General features: G+C 33.5%; 21 protein-coding genes. 3 read left to right on the top strand and 18 right to left on the bottom strand.

What is annotated here, in order from left to right; translation table 11 throughout:
• Positions 1-20 precede the first annotated feature (20 nt).
• Entirely contained in the window at positions 21-389 is a 369-nt protein-coding gene (locus tag AC13CQ_RS09680) for a group III truncated hemoglobin (RefSeq protein ID WP_008612561.1), read from the top strand.
• On the opposite strand, the gene AC13CQ_RS09675 is transcribed toward AC13CQ_RS09680, so the two are convergent.
• Both AC13CQ_RS09675 and AC13CQ_RS09670 read right to left on the bottom strand, forming a co-directional pair.
• Positions 378-1,001, bottom strand: a complete 624-nt coding sequence (locus AC13CQ_RS09675; protein WP_008612560.1) for an HPP family protein — start codon at positions 999-1,001, stop codon at positions 378-380. The two genes, AC13CQ_RS09680 and AC13CQ_RS09675, sit on opposite strands and share 12 nt — an antisense overlap.
• 238 nt (positions 1,002-1,239) lie before the next feature.
• Complete coding sequence (locus AC13CQ_RS09670; RefSeq protein ID WP_335588612.1) at positions 1,240-2,178, bottom strand: NAD-dependent epimerase/dehydratase family protein; 939 nt, start codon at positions 2,176-2,178, stop codon at positions 1,240-1,242.
• Positions 2,179-2,403: 225 nt separating this feature from the next.
• Here AC13CQ_RS09670 and AC13CQ_RS09665 point away from each other — a divergent pair, with 225 nt between their 5' ends.
• Positions 2,404-3,303, top strand: coding sequence for a MerR family transcriptional regulator (locus tag AC13CQ_RS09665; protein WP_335588611.1), 900 nt, complete (start codon positions 2,404-2,406; stop codon positions 3,301-3,303).
• Positions 3,304-3,310: 7 nt separating this feature from the next.
• Here the strand turns inward: AC13CQ_RS09665 and AC13CQ_RS09660 are convergent, their stop codons facing one another.
• The 7 genes from AC13CQ_RS09660 to AC13CQ_RS09630 form a co-directional block, all read right to left on the bottom strand.
• Positions 3,311-3,871, bottom strand: coding sequence for a TlpA family protein disulfide reductase (locus AC13CQ_RS09660; protein ID WP_474507453.1), 561 nt, complete (start codon positions 3,869-3,871; stop codon positions 3,311-3,313).
• A gap of 83 nt (positions 3,872-3,954) precedes the next feature.
• Positions 3,955-4,845, bottom strand: a complete 891-nt coding sequence (locus tag AC13CQ_RS09655) for a hypothetical protein (RefSeq protein ID WP_474507452.1) — start codon at positions 4,843-4,845, stop codon at positions 3,955-3,957.
• A 58-nt stretch (positions 4,846-4,903) separates the two neighbouring features.
• A complete protein-coding gene (locus AC13CQ_RS09650) occupies positions 4,904-5,584 on the bottom strand; it encodes a Crp/Fnr family transcriptional regulator (RefSeq protein ID WP_474507812.1) in 681 nt (226 codons plus the stop codon).
• 146 nt (positions 5,585-5,730) lie between these two features.
• Entirely contained in the window at positions 5,731-7,995 is a 2,265-nt protein-coding gene (locus AC13CQ_RS09645) for an aconitate hydratase (RefSeq protein ID WP_008612553.1), read from the bottom strand.
• Between the two features lie 507 nt (positions 7,996-8,502).
• Positions 8,503-9,456, bottom strand: coding sequence for an AAA family ATPase (locus tag AC13CQ_RS09640; protein ID WP_008612552.1), 954 nt, complete (start codon positions 9,454-9,456; stop codon positions 8,503-8,505).
• Positions 9,457-9,462: 6 nt separating this feature from the next.
• Positions 9,463-10,923, bottom strand: a complete 1,461-nt coding sequence (locus AC13CQ_RS09635) for a peptidylprolyl isomerase (RefSeq protein WP_008612551.1) — start codon at positions 10,921-10,923, stop codon at positions 9,463-9,465.
• A 6-nt stretch (positions 10,924-10,929) separates the two neighbouring features.
• Positions 10,930-11,805, bottom strand: a complete 876-nt coding sequence (locus AC13CQ_RS09630; protein ID WP_008612550.1) for a hypothetical protein — start codon at positions 11,803-11,805, stop codon at positions 10,930-10,932.
• Between the two features lie 309 nt (positions 11,806-12,114).
• Here AC13CQ_RS09630 and AC13CQ_RS09625 point away from each other — a divergent pair, with 309 nt between their 5' ends.
• Complete coding sequence (locus tag AC13CQ_RS09625; RefSeq protein WP_008612549.1) at positions 12,115-12,360, top strand: hypothetical protein; 246 nt, start codon at positions 12,115-12,117, stop codon at positions 12,358-12,360.
• Between the two features lie 326 nt (positions 12,361-12,686).
• On the opposite strand, the gene guaB is transcribed toward AC13CQ_RS09625, so the two are convergent.
• From guaB to AC13CQ_RS09580, 9 genes are all read right to left on the bottom strand, one after another.
• Positions 12,687-14,159 (bottom strand): IMP dehydrogenase, encoded by a 1,473-nt coding sequence (gene guaB / locus AC13CQ_RS09620; protein ID WP_008612548.1) that lies wholly within the window; start codon positions 14,157-14,159, stop codon positions 12,687-12,689.
• Positions 14,160-14,327: 168 nt separating this feature from the next.
• Entirely contained in the window at positions 14,328-15,191 is an 864-nt protein-coding gene (locus AC13CQ_RS09615; protein ID WP_008612546.1) for a hydroxymethylglutaryl-CoA lyase, read from the bottom strand.
• Complete coding sequence (locus tag AC13CQ_RS09610; protein ID WP_008612545.1) at positions 15,191-15,850, bottom strand: HAD family hydrolase; 660 nt, start codon at positions 15,848-15,850, stop codon at positions 15,191-15,193. Before AC13CQ_RS09610 ends, AC13CQ_RS09615 begins: the two co-directional genes overlap by 1 nt.
• 98 nt (positions 15,851-15,948) lie before the next feature.
• Positions 15,949-17,439 (bottom strand): carboxypeptidase regulatory-like domain-containing protein, encoded by a 1,491-nt coding sequence (locus tag AC13CQ_RS09605; RefSeq protein WP_008612544.1) that lies wholly within the window; start codon positions 17,437-17,439, stop codon positions 15,949-15,951.
• Positions 17,440-17,450: 11 nt separating this feature from the next.
• On the bottom strand, positions 17,451-18,839 hold the full coding sequence (locus AC13CQ_RS09600; RefSeq protein ID WP_008612543.1) for a CsgG/HfaB family protein: 1,389 nt from the start codon (positions 18,837-18,839) through the stop codon (positions 17,451-17,453).
• A gap of 9 nt (positions 18,840-18,848) precedes the next feature.
• On the bottom strand, positions 18,849-19,253 hold the full coding sequence (locus AC13CQ_RS09595; protein ID WP_008612542.1) for a curli production assembly/transport component CsgF: 405 nt from the start codon (positions 19,251-19,253) through the stop codon (positions 18,849-18,851).
• Between the two features lie 9 nt (positions 19,254-19,262).
• Complete coding sequence (locus AC13CQ_RS09590) at positions 19,263-20,000, bottom strand: CsgE family curli-type amyloid fiber assembly protein (RefSeq protein WP_474507276.1); 738 nt, start codon at positions 19,998-20,000, stop codon at positions 19,263-19,265.
• A 10-nt stretch (positions 20,001-20,010) separates the two neighbouring features.
• Positions 20,011-20,514 (bottom strand): hypothetical protein, encoded by a 504-nt coding sequence (locus tag AC13CQ_RS09585; RefSeq protein ID WP_008612540.1) that lies wholly within the window; start codon positions 20,512-20,514, stop codon positions 20,011-20,013.
• A gap of 74 nt (positions 20,515-20,588) precedes the next feature.
• Positions 20,589-21,278: a hypothetical protein gene (locus AC13CQ_RS09580; RefSeq protein WP_474507275.1), complete on the bottom strand. Its 690-nt coding sequence runs from the start codon at positions 21,276-21,278 to the stop codon at positions 20,589-20,591.
• Positions 21,279-21,327: the final 49 nt, after the last annotated feature.

Genomic DNA, 21,327 nt, shown 5'->3' with positions numbered 1-21,327 from the left:
ACTTGATATACAGTTATAAAATGAAAAAAGACATAACCCAGCTAGACGACATAAAACTTCTTGTAAATACATTTTATGATAAAGTTAGAGAAGACGATTTGCTCAAGGATATTTTTAATGAAGTTATTCAAGATAAATGGTCTATTCACCTTGAAAAAATGTATCGTTTTTGGGAAACTGTTTTATTGGAGAATCACACATACTACGGAGGACCTTTTGCTCCACATGCCAAACTACCTGTAACAAAAGAACATTTTGACCGATGGAAACTTCTTTTTTTTCAGACCCTTAATGATAATTTTGAAGGAGAAAAAGCTGATGAAGCAAAATGGCGTGCTGAAAAAATGGCCGAAATGTTTTTATATAAAATTGAATATTTAAGAAGTTAACCCTGCTTTCTTTAACACCTTATTATTCAATATTTTCTTTTTTAGCTTAAAAATACGTGTGTACTTTTTATTAGTAGGATATTGCCTACTCGAAGTAATATTATTAAAAACTAAAGCTACTACTAATAAAATAAGGCATCCTGTTAATACTGGAGAAATTACATACATATATCCCAAATCTTTAACCTTTTCAGAACCTATTACTGCTATCAATGCAGTAGCCCCTCCTGGCGGATGTAACGTTTTTGTTATTTGCATAAACACAATAGACAAAGCCACAGCCAATGGTGCGGTTAACCATATTATATCTGGAAGAATCTGAAAAACTGTTACTCCAATTATAGCCGAAATAACATGACCACCAATTAAATTTCTAGGCTGAGCAAATGGACTTTGAATGGAACCATACACCAACACACTCGAGGCTCCAAAGGAACCTATCAGGAATAAATTTTCATATCTTGATAAGGATTCGCTGTGAAAAAAAGCCATTAAACCAATTCCAATAAAAGCTCCAATAAACGACCAAAAGTGTTCTTTTATATCTATTAGCGTTTCTTTATAAACAACATACCGTGTTATCCTCGCGCTTCTTTTAATTTGCTTTTTCAATGGATTTACAATTTTCTAAAGAAATTTCTTTTTTTTCAGCACAAAAATAACTCACTCTTAATAGACCTACCATAAATTAAAATAATCAAACAAAATGTTAGGATTAAATTATAATTTATACATTTCTGATTAAGAAAGAACAAATTTATACGCTCCAAAACCTACTCTTTGTTAAACAAAGGACTTACGTTGGAATATTATTTAGGTCTCTTTTTATGCTATATTTACTTTCTCTAAACTAGTTTGTTAGATGGTCTAAAATATCTTTTGCCATTTTAGACATATCATAATTATGCTGCCAATCCCAATCCAAGCGCGCTCTTGTATCGTCAATACTATCTGGCCATGAAGCAGCAATTTCCTGACGAAAATCTGGGTTATACTTAATCTTAAAATCAGGGTAATATTTTAAAAGCTCACTATATATTTCTTTAGGCGAAAAACTAACTGCAGAAACATTGTAAGATGAGCGAATACTAATATCTTCTTTTGGAGCCTGCATCAAATCTAAAGTTGCCTTTATAGCGTCTGGCATATACATCATTGGAAGGTACATATCTTCTGCTAAGAAACACTCAAACTCCTCTCCTTCAATGGCAGCTCTAAAAATATCTACCGCATAATCTGTAGTACCACCACCAGCGGCCGACTTATAACCAATTAATCCTGGATATCTTAAACTACGTACATCTACACCGTACTTTTCAAAATAATAAGCACACCATCGTTCTCCAGCAAGTTTAGATATTCCATAAACTGTTGTTGGATCCATTACACAATCTTGAGGAGTATTATCTGCAGGGGTGTTTTTTCCAAAAACCGCTATTGATGAAGGCCAATAAATTTTTTCAATCTTTCCTGCCTTTCCAATTTCTAAAACATTTAAAAGGCTATCCATATTTAATTTCCAAGTAAATAGTGGATTCTTCTCTCCAACTGCCGATAAAATTGCTGCTAAATGATATACTTCGGAAACCTCATATTTATCAATAAGCTCAACTAAGCGATTATTATCAAGAACATCTAAAACCTCAAAAGTGCAATAATCAAATTTATCTTTTGCATTTTCGTTTATATCCGTAGCTATAATAGTTGCACCTCCAAATTTATCTGCCAAAGCAGCAGTTAACTCCGATCCTAATTGACCTCCAGCGCCAGTTATAAGTATTTTACCCATATTAGAAATTAAAAAATTTGTAAAAAACAATCCTTTGAAAACTTCAAATTTTCACATTCGCAAATATCCTTAAATTTTAAGGAGTTTTTAAAGCAAAAAGCATTTTTTTTATTTTTTAACTTCTCTTTATTATTGAGAATTTAATTGTAATTTTTTTTATTCAAAACAAGCCATAGACAATCTTTTTAAAATCACTACTTTTGTTTAAAGACTTTTCGGTTTGAGATGAACATTATAAAAGAACATTTTAGCATTAAAGACCTTGAAAACCTTTCAGGAATAAAGGCACATACCATTCGTATTTGGGAGAAGAGATACAACCTACTTGAACCTAATAGAACCGACACTAACATTCGTTACTACTCTTTAAAAAGCTTACAGAAGCTGCTAAACATAACAACATTATACAATAATGGGCATAAGATTTCTAAAATAGCTAAACTTCCTGAAAAGGATTTATTTATTTTAGTGAAGGAAATTACCAGTAATAAGAGTCAGAAAAACTACTATTTAAACGATTTAAAATTAGCAATGATGAATTTTGATCAGAGTCTATTTTTTTCTGTTTACAATAGTCTTCTAGCTGTAAAATCCTTTAGAGAAATATTTTTTGAAATCTTCATTCCTTTTCTTGATGAGCTTGGCCTTTTATGGCAAACCGAAACAATATCTCCTGCACATGAGCATTTTATAACTCATTTAATCAAACAAAAAATTATTATTAACACAGAGAAGTTCCAACAACAAGCTCCCATCCATACAGACCGTGTTTTTGTACTATTTCTACCAGATAATGAGATTCATGAAATAGGATTGTTATATCTAAATTACGAAATAATGTTACGAGGTTATAAGTCGATTTACTTAGGGCAAACACTGCCCGTTCATGGACTCCAAAATATTGCACAGCATCATCAAAATATTACCTTTGTTAGCTATTTTACAATTACCCCACTCAAGGAAAATGTAAATAGTTATTTAGAAGAATTTAATTCTTACGTTGGCAATTCTGAGACTAACAATATATGGGTGCTAGGAAGTCAAATACAAGATATTAATATCTCTGATACATTGAAAAACGTAAGAACCTTTAGAAGAATTGATGAAGCCGTACACGCTATATAATCTTTTTTTATTCTGACACTAATTTATCTAGCGTACTCCTCATTTTGTCACTATTCCAATTAGCGGCTCCTTTTTCATCAATAACAATAGCTCCATCTTTAGAGATTAAATACGTAGCAGGTATCGATTTAGAAATTAAATGTTTAGGCACTTCAGAGAAACTATTAAACACTGGAAGCGTGTATTGATGTTTTTCCAAAAACTTCGCTAAAGTCTTCTTTTCTTCATTACTAACAAAGACAAAAACCACCCGATCTCCATAATCCTTATACAGTTTTTGCAGAGAAGGCATTTCGGCAATACATGGTGGGCACCATGTAGCCCAAAAATTTACAAGTACAACTTTTCCTTTTAAATCTGAAAATTCTAATTGTTCACCTTCTAAACTAACCAAACTCCAATTGTAATTTTCTAACACCTTTCTTTCTTCAGTAGTTTCAACACTAGGACTCATGGCTAACAGCCTTGTTACATGTACTTTTATATATGTTCCAATTGGAGTAAATAATAAAACAATTATTAATCCTAGAAATAATAAATTACTAACGGTTGATTTTTTTATATGCACATCTTAATAATTTAAAAAGTGTACTTTCATATACAATGGAAGCACACTTTTTTAGCAAAAAACTTCTTTAAAATTACAAAAATTTATCGAGTAGCAGTACCAGTTGGCAAGCTTCCTAAATTTAAACCTAAACTATGTACCTCTGGTGCTGTTGCAGTACCTGCAGTTCCCACCAAAGGCTTCAATGTAAACGGTGCCGGAGAATTATCTGGAGATGGTTCTACAGAAATAACAACTGTTTTCCCTCTTACATCCAACGGAAAAGTAAATCCACTAGGCGCATTTAAGAAAAAATCTTCCCCAGGAATAGGAGGACCAGCATTAGCCTCAGCTCCGCTAAAAGGGTTCCCACTATCTACAGCATCAAGAGCGGTAAAAGTACCAGTTGTAATTGGCCCTTCATCTGCAACAACCCAACCTTCATAAACCCAACCATCTGGTAAATCAGGAAGCTCTAAACCCGCTGTTGGCGGCATTCCTGGTAATCCAAACCACACTCCATTTTCATCATTTCCGTTATTAGTTCCAGTCTCATCTGTAGGTGTTCTTAAGAAAAAACTTCCGGTAGCATCAGTAAAATCTCCAACAATACCTGTTGTTAACGAAGCATTGTCATTAGAAAAATTTCCTACTAAAATTTTTGTATCGGCTGGCGCTGGATCAGAATCAACTGAAGGCTCTATAGAAAGAACAAAAGTTGTTGCTGCATCTAATACGGTCTCTTCTATTTCAAAATTAGTTTGAGAAAGAACTCCTTCAGAATTTACTGTAAACACTCCTGTACTTACTGGACTACCGTTAACTATAACCCATCCTTCATAAACATAATTTTCTCCAAGATCTTCTAGTCCATTAATATTTAAACGGAGTGTTTCTAAATCTGATCCATTATTATCGTCATCGCTACTACAAGAAACAAGCGTTAAAAATCCTATCAGCATCAATGCCAATCCATTTTTTACTATTCTAATCATGATTATTTTATTTAATTATTTATCCCCTAAAGCTACCAATTGTAAAAATCAAGAAATGTTAGCTAGCTAACATTTCTTGATTTTTTGATAAAATAATCTCATTTCTATAGTACACTAACACTCCTTCGTCTTTTAACTCATTAAATAATCCATTTAATGTGGGTCTTGAAGTCCCTAACAGACTCGCCATATCTTTTTGTGTGTAGGGATGTTTAATTATATGCTCTCCAGTATGCTTACAATTATATCCATACTCTTCTGACAACTCTTTTAGGAATTCTATGAGTCGTGATTTAACATCTTTAAACAGTAGAATAGACAACCTTCTTTCAATCTTTTTAAAACGAAGTCCTATAAATTTATATATTTTCAAACTGAAATGTTGATTATCTCTCATGAGTTCCAAAATTGTATCTATAGACAAACAACAAATAGAAGTATCTGACAAAGCTACGGCAAACTCATTACGGTTTTCTTCCCCTATAATAGCTTTTTCTCCAAATACATCTCCTTTTCCATGGATACTTTTAACAATTTCTCTCCCATCTTCAGTATAGTAACCAATCTTAACTTTACCACTCTCTATGAGGTAAATTTTATCAGAATTATCCTTTTCAAAATAAATATAATCTTCTTTAGAATACTTATGAAAAGTGTGATTCTCTTTGTAACAAGCATATTTATGAGGACATAGAATACTGAAAAGATTTACATCTATTAAAGACCACGTACATGTCATTTTGACTATTTCAAGTTACCAGTTAGCATTATAGTCTATAAAACAACTCGTTACTTACAAAAAAAAGCTCCCGAAAATTCGAGAGCTTTTTGAAAATTTATAATAACTCCCTCAGGATAAACCCAAGGGATGTTTAAAAATCTTATTTATGAAGCATTTTGCTTTTTAATAAGGTTTAATGCAGACCCTTCATTGTACCATGCAATTTGAGAATCGTTATAAGTATGATTTAATTTAATCACATCTTTAGAACCATCTGCATGAACTACCTCCACAGTTAAAGGTTTGTCTGGTGCAAATTCATTTAAATCTAAAAAGTTAAAAGTATCATCTTCTTGGATTAAATCGTAATCATTTTCATTTGCAAAAGTCAACCCTAACATTCCTTGTTTTTTAAGGTTTGTTTCGTGGATACGAGCAAAAGATTTCACTATTACAGCAGCCACTCCTAAATGTCTAGGCTCCATTGCAGCATGCTCACGAGAAGAACCTTCTCCATAGTTATGATCTCCAACTACTACAGAGTAAACCCCTTTAGCTTTATAATCTCTAGCAACATCTGGAACTCCTCCATATTCTCCCGTTAATTGATTCTTAACGAAGTTTGTTTTCTTACCAAATGCATTTACAGCACCGATAAGCATATTATTAGAAATATTATCTAAGTGTCCACGGAAACGCAACCAAGGTCCAGCCATAGAAATATGGTCTGTAGTACATTTACCGAAAGCTTTGATTAGTAATTTAGCACCTTTTATTTCACTTCCAATTGGCTCAAAAGGCGTTAACAATTGCAACCTTTCTGATTCTGGACTTACAGAAACATTAACTCCAGTACCATCTACTAAAGGTTCCACATATCCTGCATCTTCTACAGCAAACCCTTCTGGTGGTAACTCAATACCTCTTGGCTCGTCTAATTTAACTTCTTCTCCATCCTCATTGATTAAAGTATCTGTCATAGGATTGAAATCTAGACGCCCTGAAATTGCTATTGCAGCAACCATTTCTGGAGAACCTACAAAAGCGTGTGTATTAGGGTTACCATCTGCACGTTTTGAAAAGTTTCTATTAAAAGAGTGTACTATTGTATTCTTTTCTTCTCCTTTTAAGTCACTTCTATCCCATTGTCCAATACAAGGTCCACAAGCATTTGTAAATACTGTAGCATCAAGGTCTTCAAATATTTTCAAAATTCCATCACGCTCTGCAGTGTAACGAATTTGTTCTGAACCAGGATTAATTCCGAAATCGGCTTTAGATTTAATCTTTTTATCTACAGCCTGCTTAGCAATTGAAGCAGCTCTTGTTAAATCTTCATAAGAAGAGTTTGTACAAGACCCTATTAGTCCCCAATCTACTTTAATTGGCCAACCGTTTTCTTTTGCTTTAACTCCAAGCTCTCCAACAGGAGTTGCTAAATCTGGAGTAAAAGGTCCATTTAAATGAGGTCTTAATTCGTCTAAATTAATCTCGATTACCTCATCAAAATATTGTGCTGGATTTGCATATACTTCATCATCTCCAGTTAAATACTCACGAACTTCATTTGCAGCATCTGCAACATCTGCTCTATCTGTAGAACGTAAATAACGCTCCATAGAATCGTCATAACCAAAAGTAGAAGTAGTTGCTCCTACCTCAGCTCCCATGTTACAAATTGTTCCTTTACCAGTACAAGAAAGGTTTTTAGCTCCCTCTCCAAAGTACTCTATAATTGCTCCAGTTCCACCTTTAACGGTTAAAATTCCAGCAACTTTAAGAATTACATCCTTTGCTGAAGTCCATCCGTTAAGACTTCCTGTTAATTTTACTCCAATAAGTTTTGGGAATTTAAGCTCCCAAGCCATTCCTGCCATAACATCTACAGCATCTGCTCCACCAACACCAATAGCTACCATTCCTAAACCACCTGCATTTACAGTGTGAGAATCGGTACCAATCATCATTCCTCCTGGGAATGCATAGTTTTCTAAAACTACTTGGTGAATAATTCCTGCTCCAGGTTTCCAGAAACCAATTCCGTATTTATTTGATACTGAACCAAGAAAATCGAATACTTCGTTACTAGTTTCATTTGCACGCTTCAAATCTTTTGCAGCACCTTGTTTTGCTTGAATCAAATGATCGCAATGTACAGTGGTTGGAACTGCTACTTTTGGTTTTCCTGCTTGCATAAACTGTAAAAGAGCCATTTGCGCAGTTGCATCTTGACAAGCAATTCTATCTGGTGCAAAATCAACATAGTCTTTACCTCTTGTAAAAGCCTTTGTTGGATTACCATCCCAAAGGTGAGAATAAAGTATTTTCTCCGATAAGGTTAGTGGCTTACCTGTTAGCTCACGAGCCTTGTCTACTCGTTCTGCCATAGTAGCATAAACCTTCTTAATCATATCAATATCAAAAGCCATATTTTTTGTATATTTTTAATTTGAAAAGTCCTGCGAAAATACGAAAAACCAAAGAGTTATTAAAGTTTTTAATAAAACATTCAGATAGTACATACATTTTAGAAATAATTCAAATAAAAATAATATTGACGTAAATTAATGTAAAATAAAATATCGTTTTTTACGAATTCATCAAAAATGAAGGTTAAAAAAAATGAATCTCCAACAATAGAGGCTCATTGAATATCAAAGTCGTAGTAATTTGTTAAAAAAAGTAGTGACAAATAAAGGAATTTTTAGCATAAAATAAAGATGCAAGACCGCTTCGCTGTAAGAATAATGAGCAAAGACTAAATTATAATTCCCATTAAATCTTTAGTTTACAGAGAACCCTTTTAAAATTTCTCTTCCCTTTTAAAATTTTAAATAAGAAAAGAGGATATTCTTTCAACCCTTGATATTATTATTTTTTCAAGTATTTATACTCATTATTAACGGACAATGTGCCAACAAATGCCCAATTACAATTTAGAGAAGGCTTTTTATAATCTGTTCTACAGAAAGTCCTTCTGCAGCTGCCTTATAATTTTTTAAGATTCTGTGTCTTAAAACACCATTAGATACCGCTTGCACATCTTCAATATCTGGAGAGAATTTACCACGAACCACAGCATGCGCTTTTGCTGCTAATATTAAATTCTGAGACGCTCTAGGCCCTGCACCCCAGGCAACATATTCATTCACTAAATCGGTAGCTAAATTACTATTGGGTCTTGTTTTCCCCACCACTTTAACTGCGTATTCAATAACATTATCTGCCACTGGAACTCTGCGAATTAAATGCTGAATTGCAACAATCTCCTCAGCAGTAAACAAAGATTTTATTTTATTAGCCTCATCAGAAGTGGTTGCTTTTACAACTGCTACTTCTTCTTCAAAAGAAGGGTAATTAAGTTCTATAGCAAACATAAATCTGTCCAACTGCGCTTCTGGTAGCGGATATGTACCTTCCTGTTCAATAGGATTTTGGGTTGCCAATACAAAGTAAGGTAAATTTAATGGATACTGATTTCCAGCTACCGTTACCGATCTCTCCTGCATAGCTTCCAATAAAGCTGCTTGCGTTTTTGGTGGGGTTCGGTTAATTTCGTCTGCTAAGATGATATTTGCAAAAATCGGTCCTTTTAAGAATTTGAATTCTCTGTTATTATCCAAGATTTCACTTCCTAAAATATCACTTGGCATTAGGTCTGGCGTAAACTGTATCCGTTTAAAATCTAACCCCAAAGCTGTTGCTATAGTATTTACCATAAGGGTTTTTGCTAACCCTGGAACACCTATTAATAATGCATGACCTCCGGAATAAATAGACAATAAAATTTCGTCTATTACTTGTTCCTGACCAATAATTATCTTTGCAATTTCTTGCTTTAGCTCCCTATGTTTTTTAACTAGATTTTCAACAGCAGTAACGTCGGACATCTATTATTATTTTTTCAACCAGTTATTAGCAAAATCACAGTCTCTACTATCTGCAGCTACATTTATGTAAGTATCTTTTATTTTCTCGTCCATCCATTTAGCTATCTCATCAAATTGCTTTTCCTTCAAAGCTAATTCTTTAATTTTTACATAATCTTGAGAATAATCTGCTTTATGAGATTTAAATCTAGTAATAACTTTTAAAAGTTTAAACTGAACTCCTGTTCTAGTTTCTTCCATTAAAGGCTGAGAAATTTCGTCTCCCTGTAATGGACTAATCTGACTGTACAAAGTAGGATCCATTTTGGTAAGCTCGAATTTAGTATCAAAAGTTTCAGGGTTTCTTAAAACTCCCCCATCAAAACGGGTTTCTTTTTCATCTGAAAAATTACGCGCAGCTTCAGAAAAAGTAAATTCTCCTTCTAATATTTTTGCACGAATACTATCTAACTCTGTTTTAGTTTCTTGAATAGCTTCTTCTGAAATTTTTGGACGCAATAATATATGACGGATATCTCTTTCCTGACCTCTTATTTTTTCAACATAAATTATATGATACCCAAAAATAGTTTTAAAAGGATCTGATATTTCTCCTTCTTTTAAAGAAAAAGCAACATCTTTAAATTCTTGTACAAAGCCAGTACTTTTACTTATTTTATAGACTCCTCCATTCTCTTTTTTCCCAGGATCGTCAGAATATAGCGTCTGTTTTATAGCAAAACTAGAACCGTTCTCCTCAACATCTCGTTTATATTCATTCAACTTATCTATAACCTCTTGCACTTCTTTATCTGAAGGCTCTGGTACTTTTACAATCTGAGCAATTTCTACTTCATCTCCAAAAACTGGTTTTTCATCTTCAGCTAAACCATTATACCATTGACGCACTTCCTCTGGAGTAATTTCAATTTCTTCCACTACTTTAGCCTGCATACGCTGCGATAATTGCTGCGCTTTTACAATTTCAAATAGCTCTTCTCTAAAACTTTGTTCATCTTCTTTTCTATAAAACTCTAAAAGTTTATCTATAGAACCTACTTGACCCACTAAAAAGTTTAATTGACGATCTACGGTGCTGTTAATTTCAGCATCAGAAACCACAATACTATCTTGAATTGCTTGATGCGCATAAAGCTTATCTTCCATTAATCTTCCTAACACTTGACAACGAGTAATCCCTTTTGTAGAAACTCCTTGCGTTTGCATATCGATAAAACTTTTATCAATATCAGATTCTAATATTACATAATCTCCAACTACTGCTGTAACACCATCCACTTTTTCTCTTTTGGTATCTACAGCTGTTGTATCTGCAACCGCAGTAGCTTCTGTACCACTTGTAGCAACTGGATTTTCTGCTAAAATTTTATTAGAAGTTACTGTTAAAGAATCTACCGACTTTTCTTGTGCAACCATAGTTGTTACAAACATCAACATCAATCCTGCAACATATAAAACTTTACTCATTTCTGATTATTTTTTATTGAATTGTATATTATTTTCAAATATTTCAAACTCTTTTTTTCTAGTTGCTTCATCCATTAAATCTTTTTCAAGATTTTTTATAAAAGTAAGCTTCCGCTTGTTCAAAATAATTTTTTTTACTGTTGGCTCTACATATTCCAAAGGAGCCGTTTCTGTACGATTAAGCACTTCATTTACAGTGACCAAATATACTCCTAAAGAATCGGAAAGCTCAAAAAAATGTGATTTTTTTAAGTAAGACTCTTTATTTTCTGAGGTTATTTTTGGTATCTTTTTTACTACTGAAGACGATTTTACCCAAATAGAATCGTTAAAAGTATATGCTTTAAATTTTATAGCTTCACTTTGAAGGTAACTCTTATCATCATCATTATACCTTTTAAAAGCTTTTCTAATACTAGACAATTCTCCATAATCTACTGGTAAACTAATGTACCTTAATTTTACCAAATCTTCATTCAGCTTGAAATTAATTTTATGACTTTCATAAAATGCTTCCAACTCCTTCTTACTTACAGTAGTATCCATAGATTTGTCTACCAAACCTTCTTTGTATGCATTTATATAAAGGTCTGCTCGATATTTCCTTACTAACTCTTCAAACTGAATTTGTTTATTCTCAGAAAGATTTATTTTTGCACGCTCCAAAAATATTTGTTGCTGCGCCCAATTTTGAATATAGTTATTCACTACAATCAAACTATCCTCTTTAGTAATATTGGAATTTAAAATCTTTTTCAAATCAGATTTTACTAAATAATTTTCTCCTACACGAGCTATAGGATTCTCCACGGGCTCAGATTTAAAATAATCGCACGAGGTTAGGAGGAGTACCAATAAAATTGCTATTAAATTTCTTTGCATTATTAATTTATTAATCAACTTCCTCAAAAACAAGTCCAAAAAAATATAAACGAAATAAATTTACTTATTTCAACTCAGGACAAGCTTCAAAGAAGTTAAACCCGCTATGAGGGATTAAAGCAAAAGCTTTAATTCGGACAAAAATAACAATTAGGGTATATAAACCAAGGATTTTAACAACGCTATAAGATAGTTTGTTGTTTGCAGTTGCTCCTTTATTTATTCATTTTCAGGAAAAGTAATCCTCTTAAAATTTATTATTTGAAAGATATTTAAGAGCGATGTTTATCTTTGTAAAAATTACTATAAATGCAATTATTAAAACTAATATGGGATTTTAGAAGTCCTACTGCTCTTGAAACTGCTAAGCATTATGAGATTCATTTAAAAGAATTTATGGCCATTGATAAGGTTCCATACGTAAAATCTGGGTATGAAGTTATTATTCCAGATGAACATGCTATTGCCTTTATTGTTGTTGCTAAGGAACATATGATCCAAGTTCGAGATGCTTTAAAACCCCAAAGAGGAGAATATTATAAAGAAGAAGCATAGTAAACATACAAGACCACTTCGCTGTAAGAACAAAGAGACAGGAGACAAGAGACAAGAAGACAGAAGACAGAAGACAGAAGACAGAAAAAAGGTAAAAAAAATTTAAACACCCATTCGTGTATCTATGGCTAAAAAATTTTAGCACAAAGGGTTGAAAATATAAAAGTATAGGAGATTATTAAGAAGAAGGTTTTTTTGTGTGCAACTTTGCATAAACACAACTTTTGGGAATGATCCTTTATTTTTATCAGACAATAATGATTAATAATAAAAAAGGGCAAAGTTGAAATAAACCTTGCCCTTTCATTATATATTAACACAACTAATTACCTACTATAATTAGGTGCTTCATTTGTAATAGTTACATCGTGTGGGTGACTCTCATGGATACCGCTAGAAGTAATTTTTACAAAACGTCCATTCTCTTTTAAAGCTTCAATACTATCAGCTCCGCAATACCCCATTCCAGCACGAAGACCTCCAATAAATTGATGCATACTTTCGTACAACTCTCCTTTATATGGAACACGTCCTACAATTCCTTCAGGAACTAGCTTTTTAAGATCATCTTCTACATCTTGAAAATAACGATCTTTACTTCCGTGTTGCATCGCTTCAACAGAACCCATTCCACGATACGATTTATATTTTCTACCGTCGTATATAATAGTTTCTCCTGGAGATTCTTTTGTTCCTGCTAAAAGAGACCCTAACATTACGCAATCTGCACCAGCTGCAATTGCCTTTGGAATATCTCCTGTATAACGAATTCCTCCATCTGCAATTACTGGCACTCCAGTTCCTTTAAGCGCTGCAGCTACTTCTAAAACCGCAGAAAACTGAGGAAAACCAACACCTGCAACCACTCTTGTAGTACAGATAGAACCTGGACCAATCCCAACCTTTACGGCATCTGCTCCATTTTTTACAAGATATTTAGCAGCTTCTGGAGTTGCAATATTCCCTACTACTACTTCTAAATCTGGAAATTCCTTTTTAACTTCTTTTAAAATTGTAACTACCCCTCTAGTATGCCCATGTGCAGTATCTATAACTACCGCATCAACACCAGCGTAAACCAATGCTTTTGCTCTATCCAGCGCATCTCCTGTAACCCCAATAGCTGCGGCTACTCTCAAACGCCCAAAGATATCTTTATTAGCAATAGGTTTTTGTGTAAGTTTTGTAATATCTCTAAAAGTAATGAGCCCAATAAGCTTATTATCATCGGCTACTACAGGAAGTTTTTCTATTTTATGTTGTTGTAAAATCCCTTCAGCATCATCCAAAGAAGTTCCTTCGGCTGCTGTTACTAAATTCTTGCTGGTCATTACCTCAACAATAGGACGCTTGTTTATTTTCTCAAAACGAAGATCTCGGTTAGTAACAATTCCTTTTAAAAAACCATCCTCATCTACTACTGGGATTCCTCCAATACTATGCTCACGCATGCTATTTTTAGCATCTTCCACAGTGGCAGTTAGAGGCAAAGTAACAGGATCGATAATCATACCACTTTCTGCACGCTTTACTTTCCTAACCTTAAGTGCCTGCTGTTCAATACTCATGTTTTTATGCAAAACACCAATACCACCTTCTCTAGCCATGGCAATTGCCATTCTACTTTCGGTAACTGTATCCATTGCCGCAGAGACAATTGGCACATTAATTTTTATGTTTTTTGTGAATTTTGTTTGTATACTAACTTCGCGGGGTAAAACCTCAGAATAGTTAGGAACGAGTAGGACATCGTCGTAAGTTAATCCTTCGCCAACAAACTTGTTTTTGTGAGCATCCATATTGCAACTTATCATTTAGTTGCACGCAAATATACTGCTTTTTTCAGTAACAAACTACCTGTTTTTTATTTTATGAATATCTTAACTTTATTCATAAAATATCGTTTCATTCTATTAAAAATAAACAGTAAAACAGAAATAATAGTATTAATAATATACTTAACTCAATTAATGATAAAATTTAAAAACTTTCAAAGCTTCATTATAAGCGCTTTCAAAACTCATTGCTTTTATATTTGAGTTTGCTTTTACTGAATTTGAATAGGAGAATAATTTTTCGGTTGGCATATTCCCAGTAAGTTCATCGGCGGCCATTGGGCAACCTCCAAACCCTTGAATGGCTCCGTCAAAACGTCTGCATCCTGCTTTGTATGCAGCATCTACTTTTTCATGCCAACTATTTGGGGTTGTGTGTAAATGTGCTCCAAATTCTATTTTAGGATATTTAGGAATTAGATTAGAAAACAGATAATTAATTGTTTCTGGATTAGAAGTTCCTACAGTATCCGACAATGAGAGAATTTCCACACCCATACTGGACAACTTTTCGGTCCACTCCCCTACAATTTCTACATTCCATGGATCGCCATATGGATTTCCAAAACCCATAGACAAATACGCCACCACTTTCTTATTACTTTTATAAGCATGCTCTAAAATTTCTGAAAGAACAGCCACACTTTCCTTAATAGTTTTGTGTGTGTTACGCATTTGAAAATTTTCTGAAATAGAGAAAGGATAACCTAAATAATCAATTTCAGGATGTTTACAAGCATCTTCTGCTCCACGAACATTCGCTACAATTGCTAATAACTTACTTCTGGTTTCTGTAAGATCCAAACGCGACAAAACTTCCGCAGTATCTACCATTTGCGGAATTGCTTTAGGAGAAACAAAACTCCCAAAATCTATGGTATCAAAACCACAACGTAGCAGTGATTGGATGTATTGCACCTTTTTTTCTGTAGGAATAAAATCTTTTATTCCTTGCATAGCATCCCGAGGGCATTCTATGATTTTTACAGATTCCATTAAGAAGCCAATTGTTTTATTTTTTCTGAAGTTAATTCAGCAAAAGAATCAACAATAATATCTGCAGATGACAAATCTTGGTTTCCAGAATTTACATTCCTAAACCCAATACAAGTCATTCCAGCTGCTTTAGCTGCTTTCACTCCATTTCGACTATCTTCAATTACCAAAAATCGAGCTGGATCCACCTTATAATTATCGGCTACTTTTAAAAAAATATCAGGATTGGGCTTGCTTCTTACCACATTTTCCCCACTCACCAAATAATCAAAATAAGAAGTTATTTCAAGGTTGTTTATAAATTGCTCAATAAGCTTAATGGAAGAAGACGATGCTAATGAAATTCTAAAATCTAAAGTTTTTAATTGCTGAAGAAAATCTAAAACTCCAGGAACAGCTTCAACACTTTGAGCGTCCATTTCGATAAAAAGAAACTCTTTATGAAAATTCATCAATTCTCTGGCATTAGTTTCTATATCAAAATCCAACTTAATTTTTTCCCACATAGGAATGGCTGCCATCCCAACTAATGTTTGATGGTAAGCATCGGAAAAATCTAAACTCAATTCCTCAAAAACTTTCTTCAATATTTCTTTATGAGCCGGTTCGCTATCTACAATAACTCCGTCCATATCAAAAATAAAATGGTCTTTTATCAAAATCTATCAGGTTTAAATCAAAGGTAAACAACCTACTTAGCTTACACAAGTATTTTCTATGGCTGCGTTATCTTTATTTAGACACAGTTTATTTCTGACTATTGACTTGGCATTTTAGAATTTTCAACTAAAGCCTCTCTACCTCCTGGCGTATTGTCTTCTTCTATTTCCACCGTGGTTGCTGTAGTAGCATTTGTGTTGTTATTAGGAGCATTTACCAAAAGTATAGCTGCCTCATTAGCAGAAAAGCTAGGATCTGTATCATTAGTTCCATTTGGCTTATTATCGCTAATATTTGTTGCCGTTCCCAAGGCAATATCATATAAGAATACTTTTGAATTTAGCATTCTTTGATTTTCATTTTCAAACTCAGAAATATCATGCGTATACAAAACTTTATTTCCATCTATTGAAATATCTACTCCCCCAACGGCTCCTTTTACCCCGCTAATAACAGTAGTTAAAAGAGCTCCAGAAGCGTCTACAACATACACAGAGCCTTCATATCCAGAAATATTAGTTTCCAATACAGCTATTTTTGACCGATCCAAACTTTGAGCAGCATCCATAATATAACGCCCACTTTGTGCGGTGTATATAAGCTGACTATCACCGCCGTTTATATTAATTTTAAAGAGATTTTCGAAATTAGGGTATATAATTGCAGCATCTCTATCTGCCCAACAAAATCCAATCTCTTCATTATTTATAGAATTTGCTGGGATAGATTTTGTAAGTTGTTTTAAATTACTCCCATCTAAATCCATAGTAAATAGCTGAGTCATCCCAGAAACTGTTCTATAAAAAGCTACTTTATTCCCTCTAGCATTTAGCTTTGGCCTAAAGCTATTTAAAGCACTACTTGTAAGCTGATTCTCATTTCCTTCTTCATCTATAGAAAAGATCACATTATTTCCATCTATTTCTCTTACAAACACATAACCGTAAGCTGGTAAGGGCTTTGTTTTAAAGGTTTGCACTTTACTTAAAACTGGTCCGTTAATACTGTCTGAAGCTGAGACTTGCCAAAAATATTTATATCCATAATTTAATTCAGAAATAGTATATAAGGTATCTTTTATATCTTCAATGGTAATAACATCACTATTTACACTATTTTTTAACTCTAACTTATAAGTTAGTTCATCGCCCTCTTTATCTACAGAATTCCAAGCAAATTGTATTTCTAATTCTTGGTTTGTAGCTTCATCTTCAGGAAATAATAACTCTGGAGCTGAAGGTTGTTTATTGTTGGCTGTTTCTGTCTGAAGTTCAAAAATAACATTAATTGTTTGTCCAGCCTTTAAGGTAGCACCCTCTACTCCAGTTATATAACCCGTTTTTTGCGCTTGAACAGAATAATCTCCCTCTACTATTTCATTTAATATAAAATCTCCATTTTCATCAGAAAAAACGGTTGTAGAACTTGGACTTGTTGATACTTTTACGTTTTCAAGAGGACTATTATCTCCTTCCAGCACCACCTTGCCTGTAATAACACCAGTTCCATAATTATCTACAGTATCTTCGCTACATGCAATCACACTTACTATTAGTACTATGAATATGAATTGTCTAAATAGGTTCATACTATGATTTTTTATTTTTTCGATTGAAATTTATTTTTAACACCTAGAGTAAAATTGACCCCAATTCCGAAATTGAAATAATAATCATCTCTAGTTCCATTCACCAAATAATCTAAGTCGTCTGAAAAAGTTATATTTTGATCTGCAAATAACTTAACAGAGAACTTCTGATTAACAAAGTATTCTAAACCTACTCCATATTGCATTTTAAAAAAGGTGCTTTCGCTATCTGCTGGGGTATCATCATTATCAAAACCAAAAAGAATTCCCCCTCCTCCGTATACATAAGGAGTTAAGTCGTCGTTTGGTAAAAAAGTAATTCCCAGATTTGAATCTATAGAAGCAAATTTCCTGCTGTATCTAACTTTATTATTAAGCTCAAAAAAACTACTACTAATATTGTAGGAGAAATAAGGAGAAATCCTATAATTATAATCAAACTTAAATGAAGGTCTTAATTCTGCGGCATTGTAATCTCCAGAAATTAGAGCTCCCCCAACACTTATCCCTATGGTACTATTGTACAGTCTGTTTATATATTTTCTATCGTATAATTTAGTTAGTTCTGCCTCCTCTTTTTCCTCTTTATATTGATTTACCAATATTTCCTCAACTTCTCCCCCATCTTTAGCATGCCAGAGATCCGATTCAATCCCCTCTACAATCATACCTTCCACTGCTTTTTCTATAGCTTCCGTTACTGCCAATTGCACAGGCTCATTTCTAGTAAAACCTACTTCGGCCTCTAAAAGTCGCTGAAACTTTACATATTTAAACAAACTTGCATCTAACGCCTGAGAAAGTATGGTTTTAGAAACATAAATATTTTTAAGGATTTTACCACTGGACGTAGAAATTGCTCTTAAATATACTGTAACTCGATCTTGACGGTATTGCGTACTCCCGCCAACACCAAAATAACGAGCTCCCATTCCCCCAGTAATAATATTAGAATCGTAAGAAACAATTCCCCCTTCAAAGAGCACTCCCGCAAATAACAATGGAGGCACATTGGGTTGCCCTTGATTTCCTTGGTACTCCTCTCTGGTAGAACGAATAATATTACGCTCATTTAATAGGTTTCCAATATTTTCTCGTTCTATTGGAGTAAACCATCCAGAATCTTCCATGGCATTTATTAGAATAGCTGTACCTCCTTGAGTTACAGCTGTACTAAAAGTGCTTCCTAATTCTGTTGGTTTGTATTGCCCAGTAAGGTCTCTAAAATTATAAACCCCTACAACAACCTTTTCTTTAGGCTCTGGCAAATTATTGAGGCGTTTTGTAACGTCTGTATTTTCTCCTATTCTAGCCTCTGTAAAATCTACTGGCTGATTAAAATAAGAACCACAGCTTGTTAAGAATAATAAAGTAATAATGGTTAAGATTCGATAAAACATAATTCATCATTAATTTGGTACTACGACCTGGGTTTGCTCTCCTGTTTCGGTATCTAAAATATCTACAATTAATCCTCCATTTGAAGGATATACATCTACAGCCAACCCTCCGAAATTATAACGCCCAGCCTCTATAGGGCCATCTCCAAACTCATCTTCAAATAATTTCCTACTTAGCTGACTTAATATTTGGGCATTTAGATTTTCTTTAAAAGATTCTAATTGTGTTTTTTGATCGAATGCATCATCTCCATCTGGGTCCTCAAAAGAATTTTGTGCATCTGCAGAACTCAACAACCATTGATAATTATAACTGTTTCCTCCAAAATTTGGATTCTTAGGCGTATACACTAATGCTTGTGCAGACAGCCCTGAGAAGGTAAATAATAGCGTTAATATTACTAGTGTTTTCATTGTTAGAGTTTAATATTTTACTTGATATTCGTTACGTTGCTTTTGTTGGTATATGTACTGGTTTACTCTCATTAAAGCATTTTTAGCTTGCTCCTTTAAAAAGTCTAATTTGGGTTGCGCAAAAAACTGATATACTAAATCGTCTCCCACTTTAACCGTTAACCTTGTAGTTCTTCCAAAACTTACAATTTCTTCAATCTTTACAATTTTATCAGACTGAATTGGACTCATATTATAGTTTTGATAGAAAAAATTATAAAAGTCTCTCCCTGCCTTTGTTTTAGTATTATCATTTACAAAACCTCTCAATTTAATCCCTTCATTCATTTTATTATAAGACTGCTTAGACTGCTCCTCTTCTTTTGGATTAACTAAAACCCTTTTTGTACTTATCAGTTCCCCTTCATTATACAATAACAATAAGGCTATAGATTGTACTGAGTCATTCTCTTCTATAAGAAATTCGTCTATTTTTTTAGTCTCAAAAGGCTGTAGTGTAAATCTATTTTCTTTAGTTTCTTTTAGTATAGAACTATCATTTACCTTGGTTATACTAGAGAATTTAAAAGACAAACTATAGCTTGTATTTGTTTTATTCTCTGCATATCCAGATAATAAAAACATAGCTTCTTTAGGGCCACCCACTACTATTTGAGCATCAACTTCTTTATTAAAGTTCTGACCGTTAACTAGAGTTCCCATTAAATAAATGGCAACACAAACTATAAGTCTTACTATTGTTACCACATTTTATTTCCTAAAAATTTCTAATAATAACTGTCCTGTTAGTACCGTCCATATTAATTTTCATATTAGCACCAATACTATTGGTGCCATATTTTTCTACACGTAAATTAGTACCCTTTTGTACTACCTGAGAATTGGAGGACTCCATTGGCCTATTTGAAATTTCAAATACTTCATTGTTAGTACCTTTCTGATAAATTTTTTCGTTAAGTGTTTGGGAGTTTTTGTATTGAGTAATTTTATTTGAGTTCCCATATTGAGTTAACTCAGAGGAAGAATTTTTAGATACATAATTCACTTTTATGGAATTATAATGACCAACTTGCTGTATATTAACACTATTTACATTGTATGCTAATGCTACAGAAGAGGATGAATTATTCTGTTGAGAAGAAATTAAATGCTGATTTAGCATTCTATTTTTTTTAAAATCTTTTTCGTTAGGAGATTGCGAAAAAGTACTCAAGGAACACATCAATCCAATAACTATAAATATTTTATTTATTGCTTTCATTTTGGCTATATAAAAACTAGTAAGGGAAAACCCCTTACTAGCTTTATTAGTGTGTTAATTAACTAAAATTGTTCTTAGTTTGACTGAGTGTAAGTAGCCATATTACCAGAACCTGCTTGAAGAGAAACAGCTAAGTGAGCATCACCAGTTTGAGTAATTCCACTCATGTTCCCAGTACCAGTCTGAACTGTTAAAGCACGGTGATCCATTCCTGATTGATTTACATTACTCATGTTACCAATACCAGTTTGAACAGCTAATGCAGAGTTTCTACGACCATCTTGAGTTACATAACTCTGGTTAAGAAAACCTAATTGATACGTGTCTGCATCATTTCTTCTTCCTGTTTGGCTATCAACAGCTAAGTTACCAGCACCTAATTGGAATTGAGTAGAAGAGTTTCTTCTACCGTCTTGACTAACTGAAGCAACGTTTAATACCCCAATTTGATCAACATCGGCCTCATTTCTTCTTCCGTCTTGATCAACAATAGCAAGGTTTAATGGCCCCATAGTTTGGTTAACATCCGCAGAGTTACGGCGACCGTCTTGAGTAACTAAAGCTGCACTCGCAAAACCTACTTGAGTTACAGTAGTTTCGTTCTTAACACCATCTTGTCCAACAAGAGAGGCATTTAATGTACCAGTCTGACTAACAGTTACTTCATTTTCAGTTCCAACCTGAGTTGATAAACCGAAGTTACTTTGAGCCATCATTGTAGCTCCACACAATAGCGCCCCAGCGCAAAAAATTACTTTTTTCATAATAGATAGATATTTAAATGGTTAAAATATTAATAATCTAGAGCGTTCG

It is taken from the genome of Galbibacter sp. L-19, assembly GCF_056857615.1.
Note: the sequence above shows the minus strand (reverse complement) of the source record. Positions and strands in the feature narration are given on the sequence as shown.